Annotated in this window: 14 protein-coding genes and 1 pseudogene; 8 read left to right on the top strand and 7 right to left on the bottom strand. The window is 66.6% G+C overall.

The features are described 5' to 3' along the window. Positions 1–96: 96 nt before the first annotated feature. A complete protein-coding gene (locus NG697_RS06965; RefSeq protein WP_252613886.1) occupies positions 97–750 on the bottom strand; it encodes an MOSC domain-containing protein in 654 nt (217 codons plus the stop codon). Positions 751–921: 171 nt separating this feature from the next. On the opposite strand from NG697_RS06965, the gene NG697_RS06960 reads away from it, so the two are divergent. Genes NG697_RS06960 through NG697_RS06945 form a run of 4 tightly spaced genes read left to right on the top strand, consistent with a single transcriptional unit; the run spans position 922 to position 5502 of the window. Further along, entirely contained in the window at positions 922–1512 is a 591-nt protein-coding gene (locus NG697_RS06960) for a Tat pathway signal protein (protein WP_252613884.1), read from the top strand. Between the two features lie 2 nt (positions 1513–1514). Continuing rightward, the gene (locus NG697_RS06955) at positions 1515–2726 is read left to right on the top strand and encodes a glutathionylspermidine synthase family protein (RefSeq protein WP_252613882.1); all 1212 of its coding nucleotides are present in this window, start codon (positions 1515–1517) and stop codon (positions 2724–2726) included. Positions 2727–2757: 31 nt separating this feature from the next. Continuing rightward, on the top strand, positions 2758–4284 hold the full coding sequence (locus tag NG697_RS06950; protein WP_252613881.1) for an APC family permease: 1527 nt from the start codon (positions 2758–2760) through the stop codon (positions 4282–4284). A gap of 9 nt (positions 4285–4293) precedes the next feature. Next, entirely contained in the window at positions 4294–5502 is a 1209-nt protein-coding gene (locus NG697_RS06945) for an acyl-CoA dehydrogenase family protein (RefSeq protein ID WP_252613880.1), read from the top strand. Between the two features lie 92 nt (positions 5503–5594). Here NG697_RS06945 and NG697_RS06940 read toward each other — a convergent pair whose 3' ends face one another. Beyond that, on the bottom strand, positions 5595–6206 hold the full coding sequence (locus tag NG697_RS06940) for a TetR/AcrR family transcriptional regulator (protein ID WP_252608487.1): 612 nt from the start codon (positions 6204–6206) through the stop codon (positions 5595–5597). Between the two features lie 174 nt (positions 6207–6380). Between NG697_RS06940 and NG697_RS06935 the strand changes: the two are divergent. Together NG697_RS06935 and NG697_RS06930 are read left to right on the top strand one after the other, a co-directional pair. After that, positions 6381–6476: pseudogene (locus NG697_RS06935) on the top strand (carbohydrate ABC transporter permease); the annotation flags it as partial. Next, a complete protein-coding gene (locus NG697_RS06930; RefSeq protein WP_252608485.1) occupies positions 6476–9634 on the top strand; it encodes a glycoside hydrolase family 2 TIM barrel-domain containing protein in 3159 nt (1052 codons plus the stop codon). The pseudogene NG697_RS06935 and the gene NG697_RS06930, both read left to right, overlap by 1 nt. Before the next feature lie 77 nt (positions 9635–9711). On the opposite strand, the gene NG697_RS06925 is transcribed toward NG697_RS06930, so the two are convergent. The 5 genes from NG697_RS06925 to NG697_RS06905 form a co-directional block, all read right to left on the bottom strand. Next, on the bottom strand, positions 9712–11034 hold the full coding sequence (locus NG697_RS06925; RefSeq protein ID WP_252608482.1) for an MFS transporter: 1323 nt from the start codon (positions 11032–11034) through the stop codon (positions 9712–9714). Next, a complete protein-coding gene (locus tag NG697_RS06920) occupies positions 11031–11519 on the bottom strand; it encodes a winged helix-turn-helix transcriptional regulator (RefSeq protein WP_252608480.1) in 489 nt (162 codons plus the stop codon). Before NG697_RS06920 ends, NG697_RS06925 begins: the two co-directional genes overlap by 4 nt. A 79-nt stretch (positions 11520–11598) precedes the next feature. Continuing rightward, complete coding sequence (locus NG697_RS06915) at positions 11599–12759, bottom strand: cystathionine gamma-synthase (RefSeq protein ID WP_252613878.1); 1161 nt, start codon at positions 12757–12759, stop codon at positions 11599–11601. Between the two features lie 69 nt (positions 12760–12828). Beyond that, positions 12829–14214, bottom strand: coding sequence for a cystathionine beta-synthase (locus tag NG697_RS06910; RefSeq protein ID WP_252613874.1), 1386 nt, complete (start codon positions 14212–14214; stop codon positions 12829–12831). A 43-nt stretch (positions 14215–14257) separates the two neighbouring features. Continuing rightward, positions 14258–14650, bottom strand: coding sequence for a VOC family protein (locus tag NG697_RS06905; protein WP_141141279.1), 393 nt, complete (start codon positions 14648–14650; stop codon positions 14258–14260). Between the two features lie 131 nt (positions 14651–14781). On the opposite strand from NG697_RS06905, the gene NG697_RS06900 reads away from it, so the two are divergent. Beyond that, positions 14782–15765 (top strand): DNA-3-methyladenine glycosylase family protein, encoded by a 984-nt coding sequence (locus NG697_RS06900; protein ID WP_252598477.1) that lies wholly within the window; start codon positions 14782–14784, stop codon positions 15763–15765. Between the two features lie 95 nt (positions 15766–15860). Then, the gene (locus NG697_RS06895; RefSeq protein WP_252613872.1) at positions 15861–16895 is read left to right on the top strand and encodes an ABC transporter ATP-binding protein; all 1035 of its coding nucleotides are present in this window, start codon (positions 15861–15863) and stop codon (positions 16893–16895) included. Positions 16896–16936: the final 41 nt, after the last annotated feature.

Genomic DNA, 16936 nt, shown 5'->3' with positions numbered 1-16936 from the left:
AAGGTACAGATGCGCTTTGCGGCTAATTGAACGTACGACGACGGCGGTGAGCTTGCGCACATGGCCGTCGAGTTCCATGCGGCTAAGGCCGTGACGCTACCGTCCCAGCCGCCGCAGCAGCGCCTCAAAGGCGTCGTGGTACTCGGACTGGAGGCGGATCTCACCGTCGGCGTCGGCATCCCGCAAGGCTTCCATGGACTCAAGGTCAGGTTCGCTGAACCACTTTCCGATGGTGATGCCGTGGGTCGGCACGAAAAGCCGGTGGATGTGGTCGCCTGCCTGGACGGTGCCGGTGCGGATCACGCGCAGGTAGGTACCAATCCGGCCCGCTTCCGTGAAGCGCTTGACCCATTGCGGCTCCCCCATCCGACGCTGGAAGGCGGCGCACGGGACGCGCGGCGAAGTGACTTCAACTTCGACGTCGAGCCCGATCTTCCAGCGTTCGCCGATCACTGCCCCGGTGGTCTCGATGCCGGACACGCGGAGGTTCTCGCCGAAGATCCCGGGCGGGACGTCGCGCTGAAGCTCCTTCGCCCAGTAGTCGGCATCATCCTGGGAGTAGGCGTAGATGGCCTGGTCCTCCCCACCATGGTGGACCCGGCTCGCCTGGACGTCACCGTGGAGGCCGAGTTTGTGGACCTTAACGGGACCTTCCACCGGCCGCTTGTCGATGGCGGTAACTCCCACGCTGCCTTCATCGGGAAGGAGCTGGTGGACACGGCAGACGGCTAGCACTGATGCAGTTTCCATGGCTCCAGTGTAGGGTTCCCGGCGTTCCAGCCACCGTTGGAACCGGAGATGGGCAGTTCTCTCCCGTTTCGTGCTCGCAGCCGGACCGGGCAGAGACTACGCTGATTTCAGGATTGAGCTTCCGGCGCACAGTTGCGCCCACATTCAGCATGGACTACCAAGGGGGACGTCATGGACCCGGAAAAGGACCAAGGCAACGGTCCGGACAAAGACCCGGCCAAAGACCAGGGCACCGGTCAAGGCAAGGACCAGGGGGCGCCGAAGCCGCCGTGGCAGGTGCCCAAGCCGGAACTGCGCCCCGAACTCCTGAACCAACCCCTTCCCACGGTTGATCCCTTCGCCCGGGACCGCGAGCGCCAGACCCATGATGCGGCCGCGCGCAAGAAACGTTCCCAGCGGCGGACCGTTGTGGTGGGGTTGGGAGTCACGGCCCTCCTCGCCGGCACCATCACCGCCGTCGTGGCCAGCAACCAGGATGAGGCCGACTACGCCCAGGTCTGTTTCAACGACAAAACCGGCGAGCGCGTGGAGGACACGCAGTGCAACAGCTCCGCCGGACGCAGCGGTGCGCTCTTCGCGTGGTACTTCTACTCCCGCGGCGCCAGCGTTCCCGGGGTGGGCCAGAACCGGTCCTCGTATCCGAGCTACACCAGCACCATCCCCAGCGGCGCCAAGGCATCCACCGGGTACAGCACCAAGGGCGGAACGGTCAGCAGGGGCGGCTTTGGCAGCAGCTCCAAGGGCGGAAGCACGGGGGGCTAGGCGTGAAGCGGTTGTTGTTGGAGCCCAGGCCCGGCTGGAAGCAGAAGATCGAAGAGCAGGGCCTGGTCTTCTCCACCACCACCATGCCCGACGGCCGGAAGATTGAATACTGGAACGAAGCCGCCTACTACGAATTCACCATGGACGAGGTGGAGACGCTGGAGGTCACGGCCGAGGACATGCACAAGATGTGCCTGGAGGCCGCCAAGTTCCTCGCCACGGGCGCCATGGGGAACATCGGCATCGGCCCGCAGGCACTGGAGCTCGCGGCTGAGTCGTTGCAGGCCGCGGACATGGATGTCTACGGGCGCTTCGACTTTATCTATGACGGCCAGGGCGGACCGGCCAAGATGCTGGAGTACAACGCCGACACCCCCACCGGCCTGATCGAGGCCGCCGTCGCGCAATGGTTCTGGCTGCAGGACGTGTTCCCGGAAAAGGACCAGTGGAACGGCATCCACGAGGCCCTGATCCGGCAGTGGAAGAAAATGCAGTACCGCACCGGCATGAGCACGCTCCACATCGCCCATTCCGAGGCTGAGGAGTCCGGCGAGGACTGGATGACGGCCGCGTACATGCGGGACGTGGCCAGCCAGGCGGGCTGGACCACTATCGGCATCAACATGTCCGATATCGGCTGGGATCCCAACCTGAACCGCTTTGTGGACCTGGACAACTTCATGATCAGCACCATGTTCAAGCTGTATCCCTGGGAGCTGATGATGAAGGAGCCGTTCGGGCACCGGCTGCTGCAGCGCGCACATAATCCCCGCTGGGTGGAGCCTGCGTGGAAAATGCTGCTCTCTAACAAGGCCTTGCTGGCTGCTCTGTGGCACCTGTACCCGGACCACCCCAACCTGCTGCCGGCCTACCTCAACGAGCCCGGGCCCCTGAAGGAATGGGTGGCCAAGCCGCTGCATGGGCGCGAAGGCGACAACATCAAGATCCATGCGCCGGGCATCAGCCTGGAGCAGCCGGGCGGGTACGGCCGTGAGGGCTGGTGCTACCAGCAGTTCCATGCGCTGCCCGACTTCGACGGCAACCACCCCGTCCTTGGCCTCTGGGTGGTGGACGGCGAGTCCGTGGGCTGCGGGATCCGCGAATCGGACGGCCCCATCACCGACTACTTCTGCCGTTTTGTGCCCAACACCATCGACGCCCCGGCGCCGCTTTCAGCGCAGGCCCACTCCAGCAAAGCAGGTATCGCACTATGAGCACCCTGATATTCCAGAGCCCGGTGACCGTATGAGTGCGGAGACGACGACGGCGGGCGGCGCTCCCGGCGGACCGTCCGGCGGTGCCGTCCCCGACAAGGGGCTCCGGGCGGGGATCCTGGACCTCGGCGACTCGGTCATGCTGGGCCTCGCATCCACGGCGCCCGTGTATTCGCTGGCCGCCACGCTGGGCCTGATCGTGGCCGTCAACGGAAACTACACTCCCCTGATCCTGATCCTCGGGTTCATCCCCGTCCTGTTCATCGCGTACGCCTTCCGGGAGCTGAACAGCGCCATGCCGGACTGCGGCACCACGTTCACCTGGTCCCGCCGGGCGTTCGGTCCCTGGGCGGGTTGGCTGGGCGGCTGGGGTGTTGCCCTGGCCGGCATCGTGGTCCTGGCCAATCTCGCGCAGGTGGCAGGCCAGTACCTGTGGCTGCTGATCGGCGACGGTTCACTGGCCGAAAACAAGGTGGTGGTCACGGCCACCGGTGTGCTGTTCATCGTGTTTATGACCCTGGTGAACTACCGGGGCATCCGGGTGGGCGAGCATGTCCAGCGGGTCCTGACGTACGTTCAGTATGTGTCGCTGGGCATCTTCGCGCTGGCCATCATTGTGCGGATCGCGGGCGGGGCCCCGGAGGGCCAGGCGTTCGATTTCGAGTGGTTCAACCCGGCCGGTGCCTTCGCCGACCCCTTCGCCGTGGTGCACGGTTCGCTGCTTGCCCTGTTCATCTATTGGGGCTGGGATACCTGCCTGGCGGTGAACGAGGAAACGGAAAACCCGTCCACCACGCCTGGGCGCGGCGCCGTCATTTCGGCCTTTGTCCTGGTGGCCGTCTATGTCTCGGTGGCCTTGCTGGTGATGATGTACGCCACGGTTGGCACCGAGGGCATTGGCCTGGGCAACGAAGCGAACCAGTCCGACGTCTTCCTGGCGATGAAGGACGTGGTCCTGGGTCCGTGGGGCTGGCTGATTGTGGTGGCCGTGCTGGCCTCGGTCCTGTCGTCCACGCAGACCACCATCCTGCCCACGGCCCGCGGAACACTGTCGATGGGCGTGCACGGTGCGCTGCCGCAGAAGTTCGGCGAAGTCCATACCCGCAACCAGACCCCCGGATTCTCCACCCAGGTCATGGGCGCAGCGGCCGTGGTGTACTACGTGGCCATGAGCTTCCTCAGCGAAAACCTGCTCTCCGATTCCATCAGCGCCATCAGCCTGTTTATCGCGTTCTACTATGCGCTGACGGGCTTCGCGTGCTTCTGGTATTTCCGGGGGACCTTCCGGGAATCGGCCCGCAACCTCTGGTTCCGCGGCATCCTTCCGCTGCTCGGGGCACTGATCCTCACGGCGGCGTTCTTCATTTCCGCCGTCCAGATGTGGGATCCGGCCTACGGTGACACCCAGATCTTCGGCGTCGGCGGGGCGTTCGTCAGCGGCGTGGTGCTCCTGGCCCTGGGCGTCGTCCTGGCCGTTGTCTGCCGGTTCCTGCCGTCAACGCGGGAATACTTCATCGGGAAGCCGACGGCGGCGGCTGCCACACCGACGTCGGCCTAAGATACACAGATGAGCGACGCTGGAGTCACCGCCGAACTGCCCCTTACACCGGACCCGTCCGACGTCCTGGCCCTTAATGCGCTGCTGAGCGCTGACGAGCGGGCACTCCAGCAGCGGATCCGCGACTTCACGGACCAGCGGATCAAGCCAAACATTGCCCGCTGGTATGACGACGCCGTTTTTCCGCTGGAACTGGCTCCCGAACTCGGCGAGCTGGGCGTCCTGGGGATGCACCTGGAAGGCTATGGCTGCCCCGGCCGCTCCGCCGTCGAATACGGCCTGGCCGCGATGGAACTCGAGGCCGGCGATTCCGGGATCCGGACCTTTGTCTCTGTGCAGGGGTCCCTGGCCATGACGGCCATCCACAAATGGGGTTCGGAGGACCAGAAGCAGGAGTGGCTCCCCCGGATGGCTGCCGGCGAAGTGATCGGCTGCTTCGCCCTGACTGAGCCCACGGCAGGCTCCGACCCGTCCTCCATGACCACTTTCGCCCGCCGGGACGGCACCGGGGACAACGCCGGCTGGGTCCTGGACGGTGCCAAACGCTGGATCGGACTGGCCTCCGTGGCCGGGGTGATGGTGGTGTGGGCCCAAACCGACGACGGCGTCCGCGGCTTCCTGGTGCCGGCCGGTATGGCGGGCGTGACCGCAACGCCCATCACCCAGAAGCTCTCCATGCGCGCTTCCATCCAGTGCGATGTGGTGTTCGACGGCGTCCGGCTGGGACCGGAGGCCATGCTGCCGGCTGCGATGGGCCTGCGCGGGCCGTTTGCGTGCCTGAACGAGGCCCGCTACGGGATCATCTGGGGTGCCATGGGCGCCGCGCGTGATTCCTACGAAGCCGCCCTGGCCTATTCCCAGGACCGGTTGCAGTTCGGCAAGCCGCTGGCCGGGTACCAGCTGACGCAGGAGAAGCTGGTGAACATGCTGCTGGAGATCCAGAAGGGCACCATGCTGGCCTTCTATCTGGGGCGCCTCAAGGACGAAAGGAAGCTGCGGCCCGAGCAGATCTCGCTGGGCAAGCTGAACAACGTGCGCGAGGCCATCAGGATCGCCCGGGACGCCCGTTCCATCCTCGGCGGCAACGGCATCACGCTGGACTATTCGCCGCTCCGGCACGCTGCCAACCTGGAGTCAGTCCGCACCTACGAGGGCACCGACGAGGTCCACATGCTCGTCCTTGGTCAGCACATCACGGGCCTCGGCGCGTTCCGGTAAACCCACCCGCCCCTCCCCAACTAGGTAGCAGTAACTGTCGTTTTGAGGGCTCATAACGACAGTTACTGCTACCTAGTTGGGACTACGTGTGGTTATTCAGGCAGGATGACCAGCTCCAGGTAGCCTCGCAGGCACCCCGCCATGTCGACATTCGCGGGCGCCAACAGCCACTGCGTTTGGATCCCGTCCCACAGCGCAATCAATGATGCCGCCGCGGCTTCGGGTTCTACACCGGGGCGCAGCCGCCCTTCCTCGGCGAGTTGCGTAAACCGACGGGCGTAGCTCCGCCGCAGCCGTTCGAAACGTTCCGTGAAGAATTCGCGACCCGGATGGCCGTCCGTGACGGATTCCGCACACAGCACGGTGTACAACTCGATGACACCCGGGATCTCTTCGTTGAAGCGCGCCTGGCGGATCACGGCGTCAACAAGCGTTTCCTCCGGATCCGGAGGTGTGGCGCCGTCTCCGGTATTCGAGTCGCGCCAGTTGAGCACGGCAAGCAGCAAGTCGCTTTTCGACGGGAAGTAGTGCAGGAGGCTCGTCTGGCTCATTCCGACGTGGTCGGCAACGTCCTGCAGGGAGCCTGCCCGGTACCCGTGGGCCGCAAACACAGCGTGCGCGGCAACAAGGATCGCGTGCCGGCGTTCCGTCGACTTCGCATATGGTCCCCGCCGGGACGGCCGGCTCGCCTCGTTTGTGGTCATGGCAAGCCAGTGTACAGGCGGATGTAGCAGGCAGAATCAAAACTCGAGTAACTACTCGAATTTTGTGTTAGCCTGTCTCCTACCCGCTTCCATACGTGCCGCAGCTCACACTCGCTGGCACATGAACCGACACAATGAGGTGCAGGCAACATGGCCCGATTCACCCGGAGACGCGGCGGCGTATTGCTGTCGATCATCCCGCTCAGCATTGCCATGGTTATCCTGCAGCGCTTCTGGCGCGGCGGGCTTACAGAAGGAGCAGTCAAGTAATGTCCCAGTCCACAGCATCCGGGCGCACCGCCGATGTTTCCTACATCATCGACCGCGGACCGGGTTCGGGCAGGCGGACAGCCGCCCGATCCTGGCTGCACACCACAGCTCCCGCCCAGTCACTCAACGGCAACTGGCGCTTCCGGCTCCTGCCCGGCGCACCGGGAACCCCCGGGGGCCGCGGCGTCCTGCCCGCAGGCGAGGCCCTCGAGGGCGTGGCCGAGGAGACCTTCGATGACTCGTCATGGGAGGAGATCGCCGTCCCGGCCCACTGGGTACTGGAAGGCGACGGGCGCTATGGGCGGCCAATCTACACGAATGTGCGTTTTCCCTTCCCCACCGATGCACCCAACGTCCCCGATGAGAATCCCACCGGCGACTACCGGCGCACCTTCGAACTGCCGGAGGCATGGACCGAAGCCGTACGGATCCTGCTGCGGTTCGACGGCGTCGAGTCGCGGTACAAGGTGTGGGTCAACGGGGTGCCGATCGGCGTCGGCGTCGGGAGCCGGCTGGCCCAGGAGTTCGACGTCACGGATGCTGTGCGTCCTGGATCGAACGTGCTGGCCGTGCGCGTGCACCAGTGGTCGGCGTCGAGCTACGTCGAAGACCAGGACCAGTGGTGGCTGCCGGGCATCTTCCGCGACGTAACGCTCCAGGCGCGGCCGGCGGGCGGCATCGACGACGCCTGGCTGCGCACCTCGTTCAGCGGCTCCGGTAATTCCGGCGCCGGCACCATTGACCCTGAAATCACGGCAACCGGTGACGCTTTTCCGGTGACGCTCTCCGTGCCGGAGCTGGGCGTGGACGTCACGTGGAACTCTGCGGCGGACGTTGCCCCGGTCCTGATCGACGCCGTCGAACCGTGGTCTGCCGAGATTCCGCGGCTGTATGACGCAACGGTGAGCAGCGCTGCCGAAACGCTCTCCCTCAGCCTGGGCTTCCGCACGGTGGAAATCGTGGGGGACCGCTTTCTGGTGAACGGCCGGCGGGTGGTGTTCCACGGCATGAACCGTCACGAGACCCATCCCGACCGGGGCCGCGTCTTCGACGAAGAATCTGCCCGCGCCGATCTGGCCCTTATGAAGCAGTTCAACGTCAATGCGATCCGGACCAGCCACTATCCCCCGCATCCGCGGCTGCTGGATCTGGCCGATGAAATGGGGTTCTGGGTGGTGCTTGAGTGCGACCTCGAAACGCACGGATTCCATGCCCAGCGATGGGCCGGCAATCCCAGCGACGATCCCGCCTGGCGCGAAGCCTTCGTGGACCGCATCGAGCGCACCATCGAGCGCGACAAGAACCACCCCTCCATCGTTATGTGGTCGCTCGGTAACGAGGCCGGCACGGGCGCCAACCTCGCCGCAATGGCCGCGTGGGCCCATGCCCGCGACACCGGACGTCCCGTCCACTATGAGGGCGATTACAGCGGCGCCTACACGGACGTCTATTCGCGGATGTACTCCTCCGTCCCCGAGACCGAGGCGATCGGACGCGACGACTCCGGCTCCCTGCTGCTCGGCTGTTCCGCCGCCGAGTCGGCACGGCAACGGACCAAGCCCTTCATCCTGTGCGAGTACGTTCATGCGATGGGCAACGGCCCCGGCGCCATCGACCAGTATGAGGACCTCGTTGACCGCTACCCGCGGCTGCACGGTGGTTTCGTCTGGGAGTGGCGGGACCACGGCATCCGCACACGCACGGAAGACGGAACCGAATTCTTCGCCTATGGCGGCGATTTCAACGAGGTCATCCACGACGGCAACTTCGTGATGGACGGAATGGTCCTCTCCGATTCGACGCCGAGCCCGGGACTGTTCGAATACAAGCAGATCGTGGCGCCGATCCGTTTGGGCTTCGGCACCGAGGTGCCCCATGGAACACCGTCCGACGGCGGTGCGCGGCGGTTCATCACAGTCGCCAATCTGCGGCACTCGGCGGACGCCTCCGACGTCGTGCTCCAGTGGCGGACCGAAGTGGACGGCATCCGCAGTGACTCGGGCGAACTGGCAATCGCCGGCGCGTCGGGCAAGGCTCTTGCGGCTGGCGACTCGGCGCAGCTGGAGCTGCCGGCGTTTGCTGTCTCAGGTAGAGGTGAGAACTGGCTCACCGTTGAAGCCGTGCTCCGCAAGGACACTGACTGGGCTCCGGCCGGGCATGTGATTTCAGCCGCCCAGCTGGATCTCTCGGAGCCTGCGGCACGAGTTCAGGCTCCGCGCCCGCTGGCTTCAGTCGGCCGGACCGGCTCCTTGGCGGCGAGTTCGGATGCCGAATCCTCGGGAACCGGAACAGTAACCCTCGGACCCGCGGTCTTCGAGGAGGGCCGGCTTGTGTCGCTGGGCGGACTGCCGGTGGCCGGTCCCCGCCTGGAGCTCTGGCGCGCACCGACGGATAACGACGGCGGAGCGGGCCGCGGCAGTTACGATCTCGCCGACCCCTGGCTGAACAACGGAAACGGCGTGCCGGCCCCGACGTCGGCCGCGGTCTGGCGCAAAGCGGGCCTGGACCGCTTGACGGCCCGGGTGGAAAAGATCTCGGCGAACGATTCAGGCGTGGCGGTCCGGACACGGTATGCGGCGGCCGACAGCGCCGACTCCGTGACGGTCGAAGAGCAGTGGCAGCTCGCGGATGGGGAGCTGTGGCTTCGCCTGGACATCGTCCCCAGCGCTGGCTGGAACATGATCTGGCCACGCATCGGGGTCAGGTTCGATTTGCCCGGCTCCGTGGATGGCGCGTCCTGGTTCGGTGCCGGGCCCCGCGAATCGTATCCGGACAGCATGCACGCGGCCCTGATCGGGCGGTATTCGGCAGCAATCGACGACCTCACGGTGACGTACGCCAAGCCCCAGGAGAGCGGGCACCGCAGTGCCGTGCGTTCACTCGACCTGAACAATGAGGGGGCGCCCTGGCTGAGGATCGAGACGGTGGCCGATGGCCGCGGGCGCCGGCCCGGTTTCACCCTGGCCCGTCACACCGCACAGGAGGTCAGCGCAGCGGCCCATCCCCACGAGTTGCCTCCGAGCGAGCACAGCTACCTCTATCTGGACGCCGCCCAGCATGGGTTGGGTTCACGGGCCTGCGGCCCGGACGTCTGGCCGGACTTCGCCCTTCGTCCGGAGGCCCGCACGGTGATGCTGCGCATCGGGACGGCCGGGTAGCCGCCGAGATGGCATTTCGCGGCAATGTCAGGCGCCGCGACTGCCGTGAAGTGCCATCTCGACGCGTCCGGCCCCGGTTACGCAGCTCCGACCGGGACGGGTTCCTTGGCGCCTGCGTCCTTGCGGATGGTCGCGCTGATCACGGCGGCGATGGTGCACATGGCGGCCGCGCCGAACCAGGCGTAGGTGTACTGGCCGGTGGCGTCCCGGATGGCACCGGCGCCGAGGGCAGCAGCGGCCGCGCCCAGCTGGTGGGCCGCGAACACCCAGCCGAACACCACGCTGCCGTCCGTGCCGAACGTTTTCCGGCAGATTGCCGCCGTGGGCGGTACCGTCGCCACCCAGTCCAGGCCGTAGATCACCACAAAAACGATCATGCTCGGCTGGACGGTGGCGCTCAGGACCAGCGGCAGCACTAGCAGGCCGATCCCCCGGAACTGGTAATAGACGGCCAGCAGGATTTTGGGGTTGTAGCGGTCGGTCAGCCAGCCGGAGGCGATGGTGCCCAGGATGTCGAAGATCCCGACGACGGCGAGAAGCCCGGCCGCTGTGGTTTCGGGCATGCCGTGGTCGTGGGCGGAGGGGATGAAGTGGGTGCCGATCAGCCCGTTGGTGGTGGCCCCGCAGATCGCAAACCCGGCCACCAGCGCCCAGAATGTCCGCACTTTGCTGGCGCGCTTGAGAACCTGGAGGGCGCGCACCGCGGCGTTGCTGCTGCGCCCGCTTTCCACGGGGTCCGCTGCCGCAGCCGGGGACTCAGCCGTTCCCTCCTCAGGTGCCGTTTCACCGTAAGGCAAGGCGCCGACGTCGGCCGGTGAGTTTTTGAGGAACTTCAGCACCAGCGGCACCACCGCCAGCGCGCCGGCGGCGATCAGCAGCGAGGCCTGCCGCCAACCCGGATCCTGGGCCAGCATGGCGATGAACGGCAGGAAGACCAGCTGGCCCGCGGCGCTGCCGGCGGTCAGGATGCCGATCACCAGGCCCCGGCTCTTGGAGAACCAGGTGTTGGCGATGGTGGCGGCGAAGACGAGCGCCATGGAGCCGGTGCCGAGCCCGATCAGCAGTCCCCAGGTCAGGAGGATCTGCCAGGACTGGGTGACCAGGACCGTGAGCGCGCTGCCGGCGCCGATCATCACCAGGGCGGTGGCGGTGACGGCCCGGATCCCGAACCGTTCCATCAGGGCCGCGGCGAAGGGGGCGGTCAGCCCAAACAGCACCAGGTTGATGCTGACGGCTGCGGACAGCACGGTGATGGACCAGCCGAACTCCTGCTGCAGCGGCACCATGAGGACACCCGGGGCGGCCCGGAATCCGGCCGCTCCCACGAGGGCCAGGAAGGCGACGGCCGCGACGATCCATGCGGGGTGCAGTCGGCGGCGCGTGGTTTCGGTGGCACTCATGCGGCCGTGGCCAGCTGCACGGGCGCGTCCGTCCGGGTGAGGCTGTGCCAGCTGGTGTTGGCGGCCGTGAGCCGTTCCCCGCAGCCGGTGCAGGTGTCCGCGGAGCTGGTCCGCTGGCCGCAGCCGGAATGGATGACGTACATATGGGCCTGGTCAGACGGCGCCGGGAGGTGCTTTTCCGCCCACATGACCACGGCGTTCAGGACCGGGAGGGCGTCCTCACCCTTAGGAGTCAGGACGTACTCCTGGCGGGGGCGGCCGCCGTCGTCGTACGCCTTCTTCTCAAGCAGCCCCGACTCCACGAGACCCGCCAGGCGCCTGGTGAGCACCGAATCCGCGACGGCGAGCCGGGTCTTCATGGCGTCGAAGCGCCCGTTGCCGAAAAAGACCTCGCGGAGCACCAGCATGCTCCAGGGGTCACCCAAAATGTCGAGACCTCGTGCCATGCTGCAGTCGCGCTGGGACCAGTCGGAGCGGAGAACCATAAAGGCACCCTAGCTAACTTTCTTGAAGAAAGCCAGGGTGCCTTTGGCTGGCGAGCGCGGTGCTACTTGAGGCGCGCTGCTACTTGAGGAAGGTGAAGGCGCGCTCGAGGTCGGCGATGAGGTCTTCCACGTCCTCGATGCCGCAGGACAGCCGGATCAGGTTGACGGGAACTGCCAGTTCCGTGCCCTTGACCGATGCGTGGGTCATCTCGGACGGGTAGTTCATCAGCGATTCGATGCCGCCCAGGGATTCCGCCAGCGTGAACACCGACGTGTTTTCCGCGACCGTGCGGGCCGCCGCCTCGCCGCCCTTGAACTGGACGGACACCATGCCGCCGAACTTCTTCATCTGCTTCTTCGCCAGCTCGTGGCCGGGGTGGGAGGGCAGGCCCGGGTACAGGACGGCCTCCACCTCGGGGCGCTCGAGCAACCATTCGGCCACAGCCTGGCCGTTGTCGCTGTGCCGGTCCATGCGCACGCCGAGAGTCTTCAGGCCGCGGGTGGTGAGGAACGCGTCCATCGGGCCGGACACTGCACCCACCGCGAACTGCACAAAGCCGATCTTCTCCGCGAGCTCCGCGTCGTTGACCACGATGGCGCCGCCCACCACGTCGGAGTGCCCGCCGATGTACTTCGTCGTGGAGTGAACCACGACGTCAGCACCCAGGGCGAGCGGGGTCTGCAGGTAGGGCGACGCGAAGGTGTTGTCCACCACGAGGAGGGCCCCGGCGTCGTGCGCTACCGCGGCGAGTGCCTCGATATCCGTGATCTTCATCAGCGGGTTGGAGGGGGTCTCCACCCAGACGAAGCGGGTCTTGTTCGCGGCCACGGCTTTGCGCACCGCGTCCAGGTCAGCCATGTCCACGGGGGTGTTGCCGATCCCCCAGTCGCCAAGCACGCTGTTGATGAGCCGGTAGGTGCCGCCGTAGGCGTCGTTGCCGAGCACAATATGGTCGCCCGGCCGGGTCAGCGCCCGGATCAGGGAGTCCTCCGCCGCAAGGCCGGAGCTGAAGGAGTACGCGTGGCTTCCGCCTTCGAGCGCCGCGAGCTGCTCCTGCAGGGCGTCGCGCGTGGGGTTGGTGCCACGGCCGTATTCGTAACCGTCGCGGAGCCCGCCGATGCCGTCCTGGGCGTATGTGGAGCTGAAGTGCACCGGCGGAACCACGGCGCCGGTCCGGGGCTCGAAGGCCTGGCCGGCATGGACGGCGCGCGTGTTGAAACCCTGGTTTTCTGCAGACATTGAAAGTCCTTTCATGCGGTGATCAAGCCTGCCGAGATCCTGGTTTCGACAGGCTCAACCACCGGAGGATTAGTTGCTGAGGTAGGCGAGGAGGTCGTGGCGGGTGAGGATTCCCACGGGGGCGCCGACGAACGTCACCATCACGGTGTCCACGTCGGAGAGCAGCTCGCGGGCTGCGGAGATGGTTTCCAGCGAGCCGATGACCGGCAGGCGGGGCCCCATGTGCTCGGAGATCTTGTCCGTCAGCTTGGCCTCGCCGCGGAACAGCTTGGAGGTCAGGGTGCGTTCGTCCACGGCGCCGAGGACCTCGCCCATCACCACCGGCGGTTCCTGCGAGAGGACCGGGATGTGGCTGACGCCGAACTCGTTCATGATGTTGATGACGTCGCGGACGGTCTCGTTGGGGTGGATGTGGACCAGGTCCGGCAGCTCGCCGGTCTTGGACTTGATGACCTCGCCCACTGAGGCTTCTTCGCCGCCGGAGAGGAAGCCGTAGGAACGCATCCACTGGTCGTTGAAGATCTTGGCGAGGTAGCCGCGGCCGGAGTCCGGGAGGATGACCACCACTACTGCGCTTTCCGGGAGGTCGCGGGCGGTCTGCAGCGCAGCCACCACCGCCATGCCGGACGAGCCGCCCACCAGCAGCCCTTCCTCGCGGGCCAGCCGCCGGGTCATGGCGAAGGAATCGGCGTCGGAGACGGCAATGACATCGTCCGGGACGGATTTGTCGTAGTTGGCCGGCCACATGTCCTCGCCCACGCCCTCGACGAAATACGGGCGCCCGGTACCGCCGGAGTAGACCGAACCTTCGGGGTCCGCCCCGATGATCCTGACCCGGCCGCCGTCGGCCTCCGCACGGTCCGCCGAGATCTCCTTGAGGAAGCGGCCGGTGCCGGTGATGGTGCCGCCGGTGCCAGCGCCGATCACGCAGTGCGTCACCGTGCCGTCCGTGTCCTGCCAGATCTCCGGTCCGGTGGTCTCGTAGTGGCTGCCGGGGGCGGCCGGGTTGGAGAACTGGTCAGGCTTGTAGGCGCCCGGAATTTCCGTGACCAGGCGGTCCGAGACGCTGTAGTAGCTCTGCGGGCTGTCCGGGGCAACGGAGGTGGGCGTGACCACCACCTCGGCGCCATAAGCCTGAAGCACGGCGCGCTTGTCCTCGCCCACCTTGTCCGGCACCACGAAGATGCACTTGTAGCCCTTTTGCTGGGCCACGAGCGCCAGACCCACGCCGGTGTTGCCCGACGTCGGCTCAACGATGGTCCCGCCGGGCAGGAGCTTGCCGGTCCGTTCGGCCTCGTCGATCATTTTCACCGCGATGCGGTCCTTGATGGAACCGCCGGGATTGATGTATTCCAGCTTGACCAGGACTGTGGCTTTGAGGCCTTCCGTCACGTGGTTGAGCTTGATGAGCGGCGTGTTTCCGATGAGGTCCAGGACGGACTGCGCGTACTTCATAGGTACAAAGTTACCGCCTGCCGCCGCAGGTCCTGCCCGGGGCTCAGCTCCCTGCCGAGGAATCTGTGTGCCAGAGGCCCAGGGTGTTGCCCTCGGTGTCCTTGAAGTAGGCGTAATAGCCCATGCCGGGAACGGCGTCCTTTGCCTGGGCGACAGTACCTCCAGCGGATTCGACCTGCGCCAGCGCGGCGTCCACGTCCTCCACGTCGATGGTGATGATGGGGGTCTTGAGGTTGTCCGTGCGGGGGAACAGGGCCCCGTTGATGGCCCCTGGCGCGCTTGGCATGCCTGTCTGCTCGTCCGACGGCGTGGTGATGGCGATGGTGTAGTCCATCTCCTGCATGGGAGTCAGGGTCCAGCCAAACGCACTTTGGTAAAAAGTGTTGGCGCGTTCCTTGTCGTCGGAGGGGATCTCGAAATGCACAACTCCAGCCACAGCATGCTCCTTTGAATGCGAGGGGAAGGCGCGGACTCCCCGCGCCACACGCTGGAGTCTAGTCCTGGCATCTTCGGTCTGTAAGGGGCTCCGGAAGCTACCTTGTCAGCCCACCGTGGGACCATGAATACATGACCATCCTTGACGCCCCCGCCCGGCTTGCCGCCGCCGCGGATGCGTCCCTGCGCTGGCATCCGGACGGCCCGTACAGCCTGCACCAGACGCTGGGCATTCTCCTGCGGGGTACCGGAGATCCGTCGTTTTCGTTCGGGCCGGACGGGTTATGGACGGCGTTTACGACGCCGGACGGCCCGGTCACGCTGCGCCTCACCGCTGCCGCGGATAGGGCTGTTGACGCCGCTGTTGACGCGCAGGCCTGGGGTCCCGGTTCCGCCGCCGGACTCGCCGGCGTGCCCCGGCTCCTGGGCGCTGAGGACGACTGGTCGGCGTTTGACGAACCGGACTTCCATGCCACGCTCCCCCGGATGGTCCGTGACGCCCGACGACGGAACCTGGCTGTCCGGCTGCCCTCCACCGGGCGGGTGGTTGATTGCCTCGTGCCCACCATCCTCGAGCAGAAGGTCACCGTCATTGAGGCCCGCCGCGGCTACCGGTACCTGATGTACCGGTTCGGCTCGCCGGCTCCGGCGGCCGGAAGCGCGGCGCCGGAGGGGCTCCGCCTCCAGCCCACGCCTGAGCAGTGGCTGCGCATCCCCTCGTGGGAATGGCACCAGGCCGGCGTAGGACCCCAGCGTTCGGCGTCCGTTATGCGGGCGCTGCGATCCGCCGTCGCGCTTGAACGGCTGGCCGCCTTGCCAGCGGCGGAGGCGGCAGCAAAACTGCAGGTGATTCCCGGTATCGGGGTGTGGACCGCGGCCGAAGTGGTGCAGCGGACCCACGGCTGCCCGGACTCCATCGCGGTGGGCGACTACCACCTCGCCGCCTATGTGGGCGCCGCCCTCACCGGCCGCCGGACGGACGATGCCGGCATGCTGGCCTTGCTTGAGCCGTGGACCGGGCACCGGCAGCGGGTGGTCCGGATGATCGGCCTGAGCGGCTTCCGCAAACCGACGTTCGGGCCGCGGATGACCATCCAGGACCACCGCCGGCACTGACGGTTCCGCCGTGGACTCGGGCCGCGGATGGGTATAGCGTGGCGCCATGGAGCCCGCACCAGAGCCCCGGAATTCCGCATTCTCTGGAGTCACCCATGATCCACACTGACAAACTGACCAAAACCTTCGTCGTCAAAAAGGAGACGGTAGAAGCCGTCAGGGGAGTCGACATCGATGTTGCCCCGGGCGAGCTTGTGGCGTTCCTTGGCCCGAACGGTGCGGGCAAATCCACCACCCTGCGAATGCTCACCACCCTGCTCCGGCCCACTTCCGGCACGGCGACTGTCGCGGGCGTGGACGTCGTAGCGGATCCGGCCGGCGTACGCGCCCGGATCGGCTACATTGGCCAGGGCAACGGCGGCGGCCACAGCTTCCGGGTCATCGACGAACTGATCATGCAGGGCCGCTTCTACGGCATGAACTCCACGGATGCCGCTGCCCGGGCACACGAGCTCCTGACGTCCATGGACCTGGCCGACCTCGCCAAACGCACCGTCATCAAACTGTCGGTCGGGCAGCGGCGGCGGATGGACGTGGCGCTGGGGCTGATGCACTCCCCGCGGCTGCTGTTCCTGGATGAACCGTCCACCGGCATGGACCCGCAGAACCGGGCCAACCTGTGGGACCACATCATGCGGTTGCGCGCCGAGCACGGCACCACCATCGTCCTGACCACGCATTACATGGACGAGGCCGATTTGATGTCCGAGCGCGTGATTGTGATTGACCACGGGCAGATCATCGCCGATGATACAGCCGCCCGGCTGAAGGCCAACCTGGCCGGTGACCTGCTCGCCGTCGAGGTCGCGGCGGAGTCCGCCGCGGGCGTGCGCGGGCTGCTGGGGCGTGCCGCCGCGGGCGTGCGCGGGCTGCTGGGGCGTGCCGCCGCGGGCGTGCGCGGGCTGCTGGGGCGTGCCGCCGCGGGCGGTGAGGTCAACGAAAACTCGAACGACGGTGTGGTTCGCTTCCGCCTCCGGCTCACCGAAGGCGCCCGTCGGGCACCGGTGCTGCTGCAACAAATGAACGACGCCGGCGCTCCCGCCCAGTCCCTGGAGCTGCAACCGCCAACCCTGGACGACGTGTTCCTGGAGCTGACCGGCCGCAACCTGCGGGAAGGAGCAGACCGCTGATGGCGGTGCAAAGCACCGAGGTCCTGGAAAAGCCGGGCCTG

The organism is Pseudarthrobacter raffinosi (assembly GCF_023913835.1).
GTDB classification, from domain to species: Bacteria; Actinomycetota; Actinomycetes; order Actinomycetales; family Micrococcaceae; genus Arthrobacter; species Arthrobacter raffinosi.
This window is presented reverse-complemented; position numbering and strand designations above follow the sequence as displayed.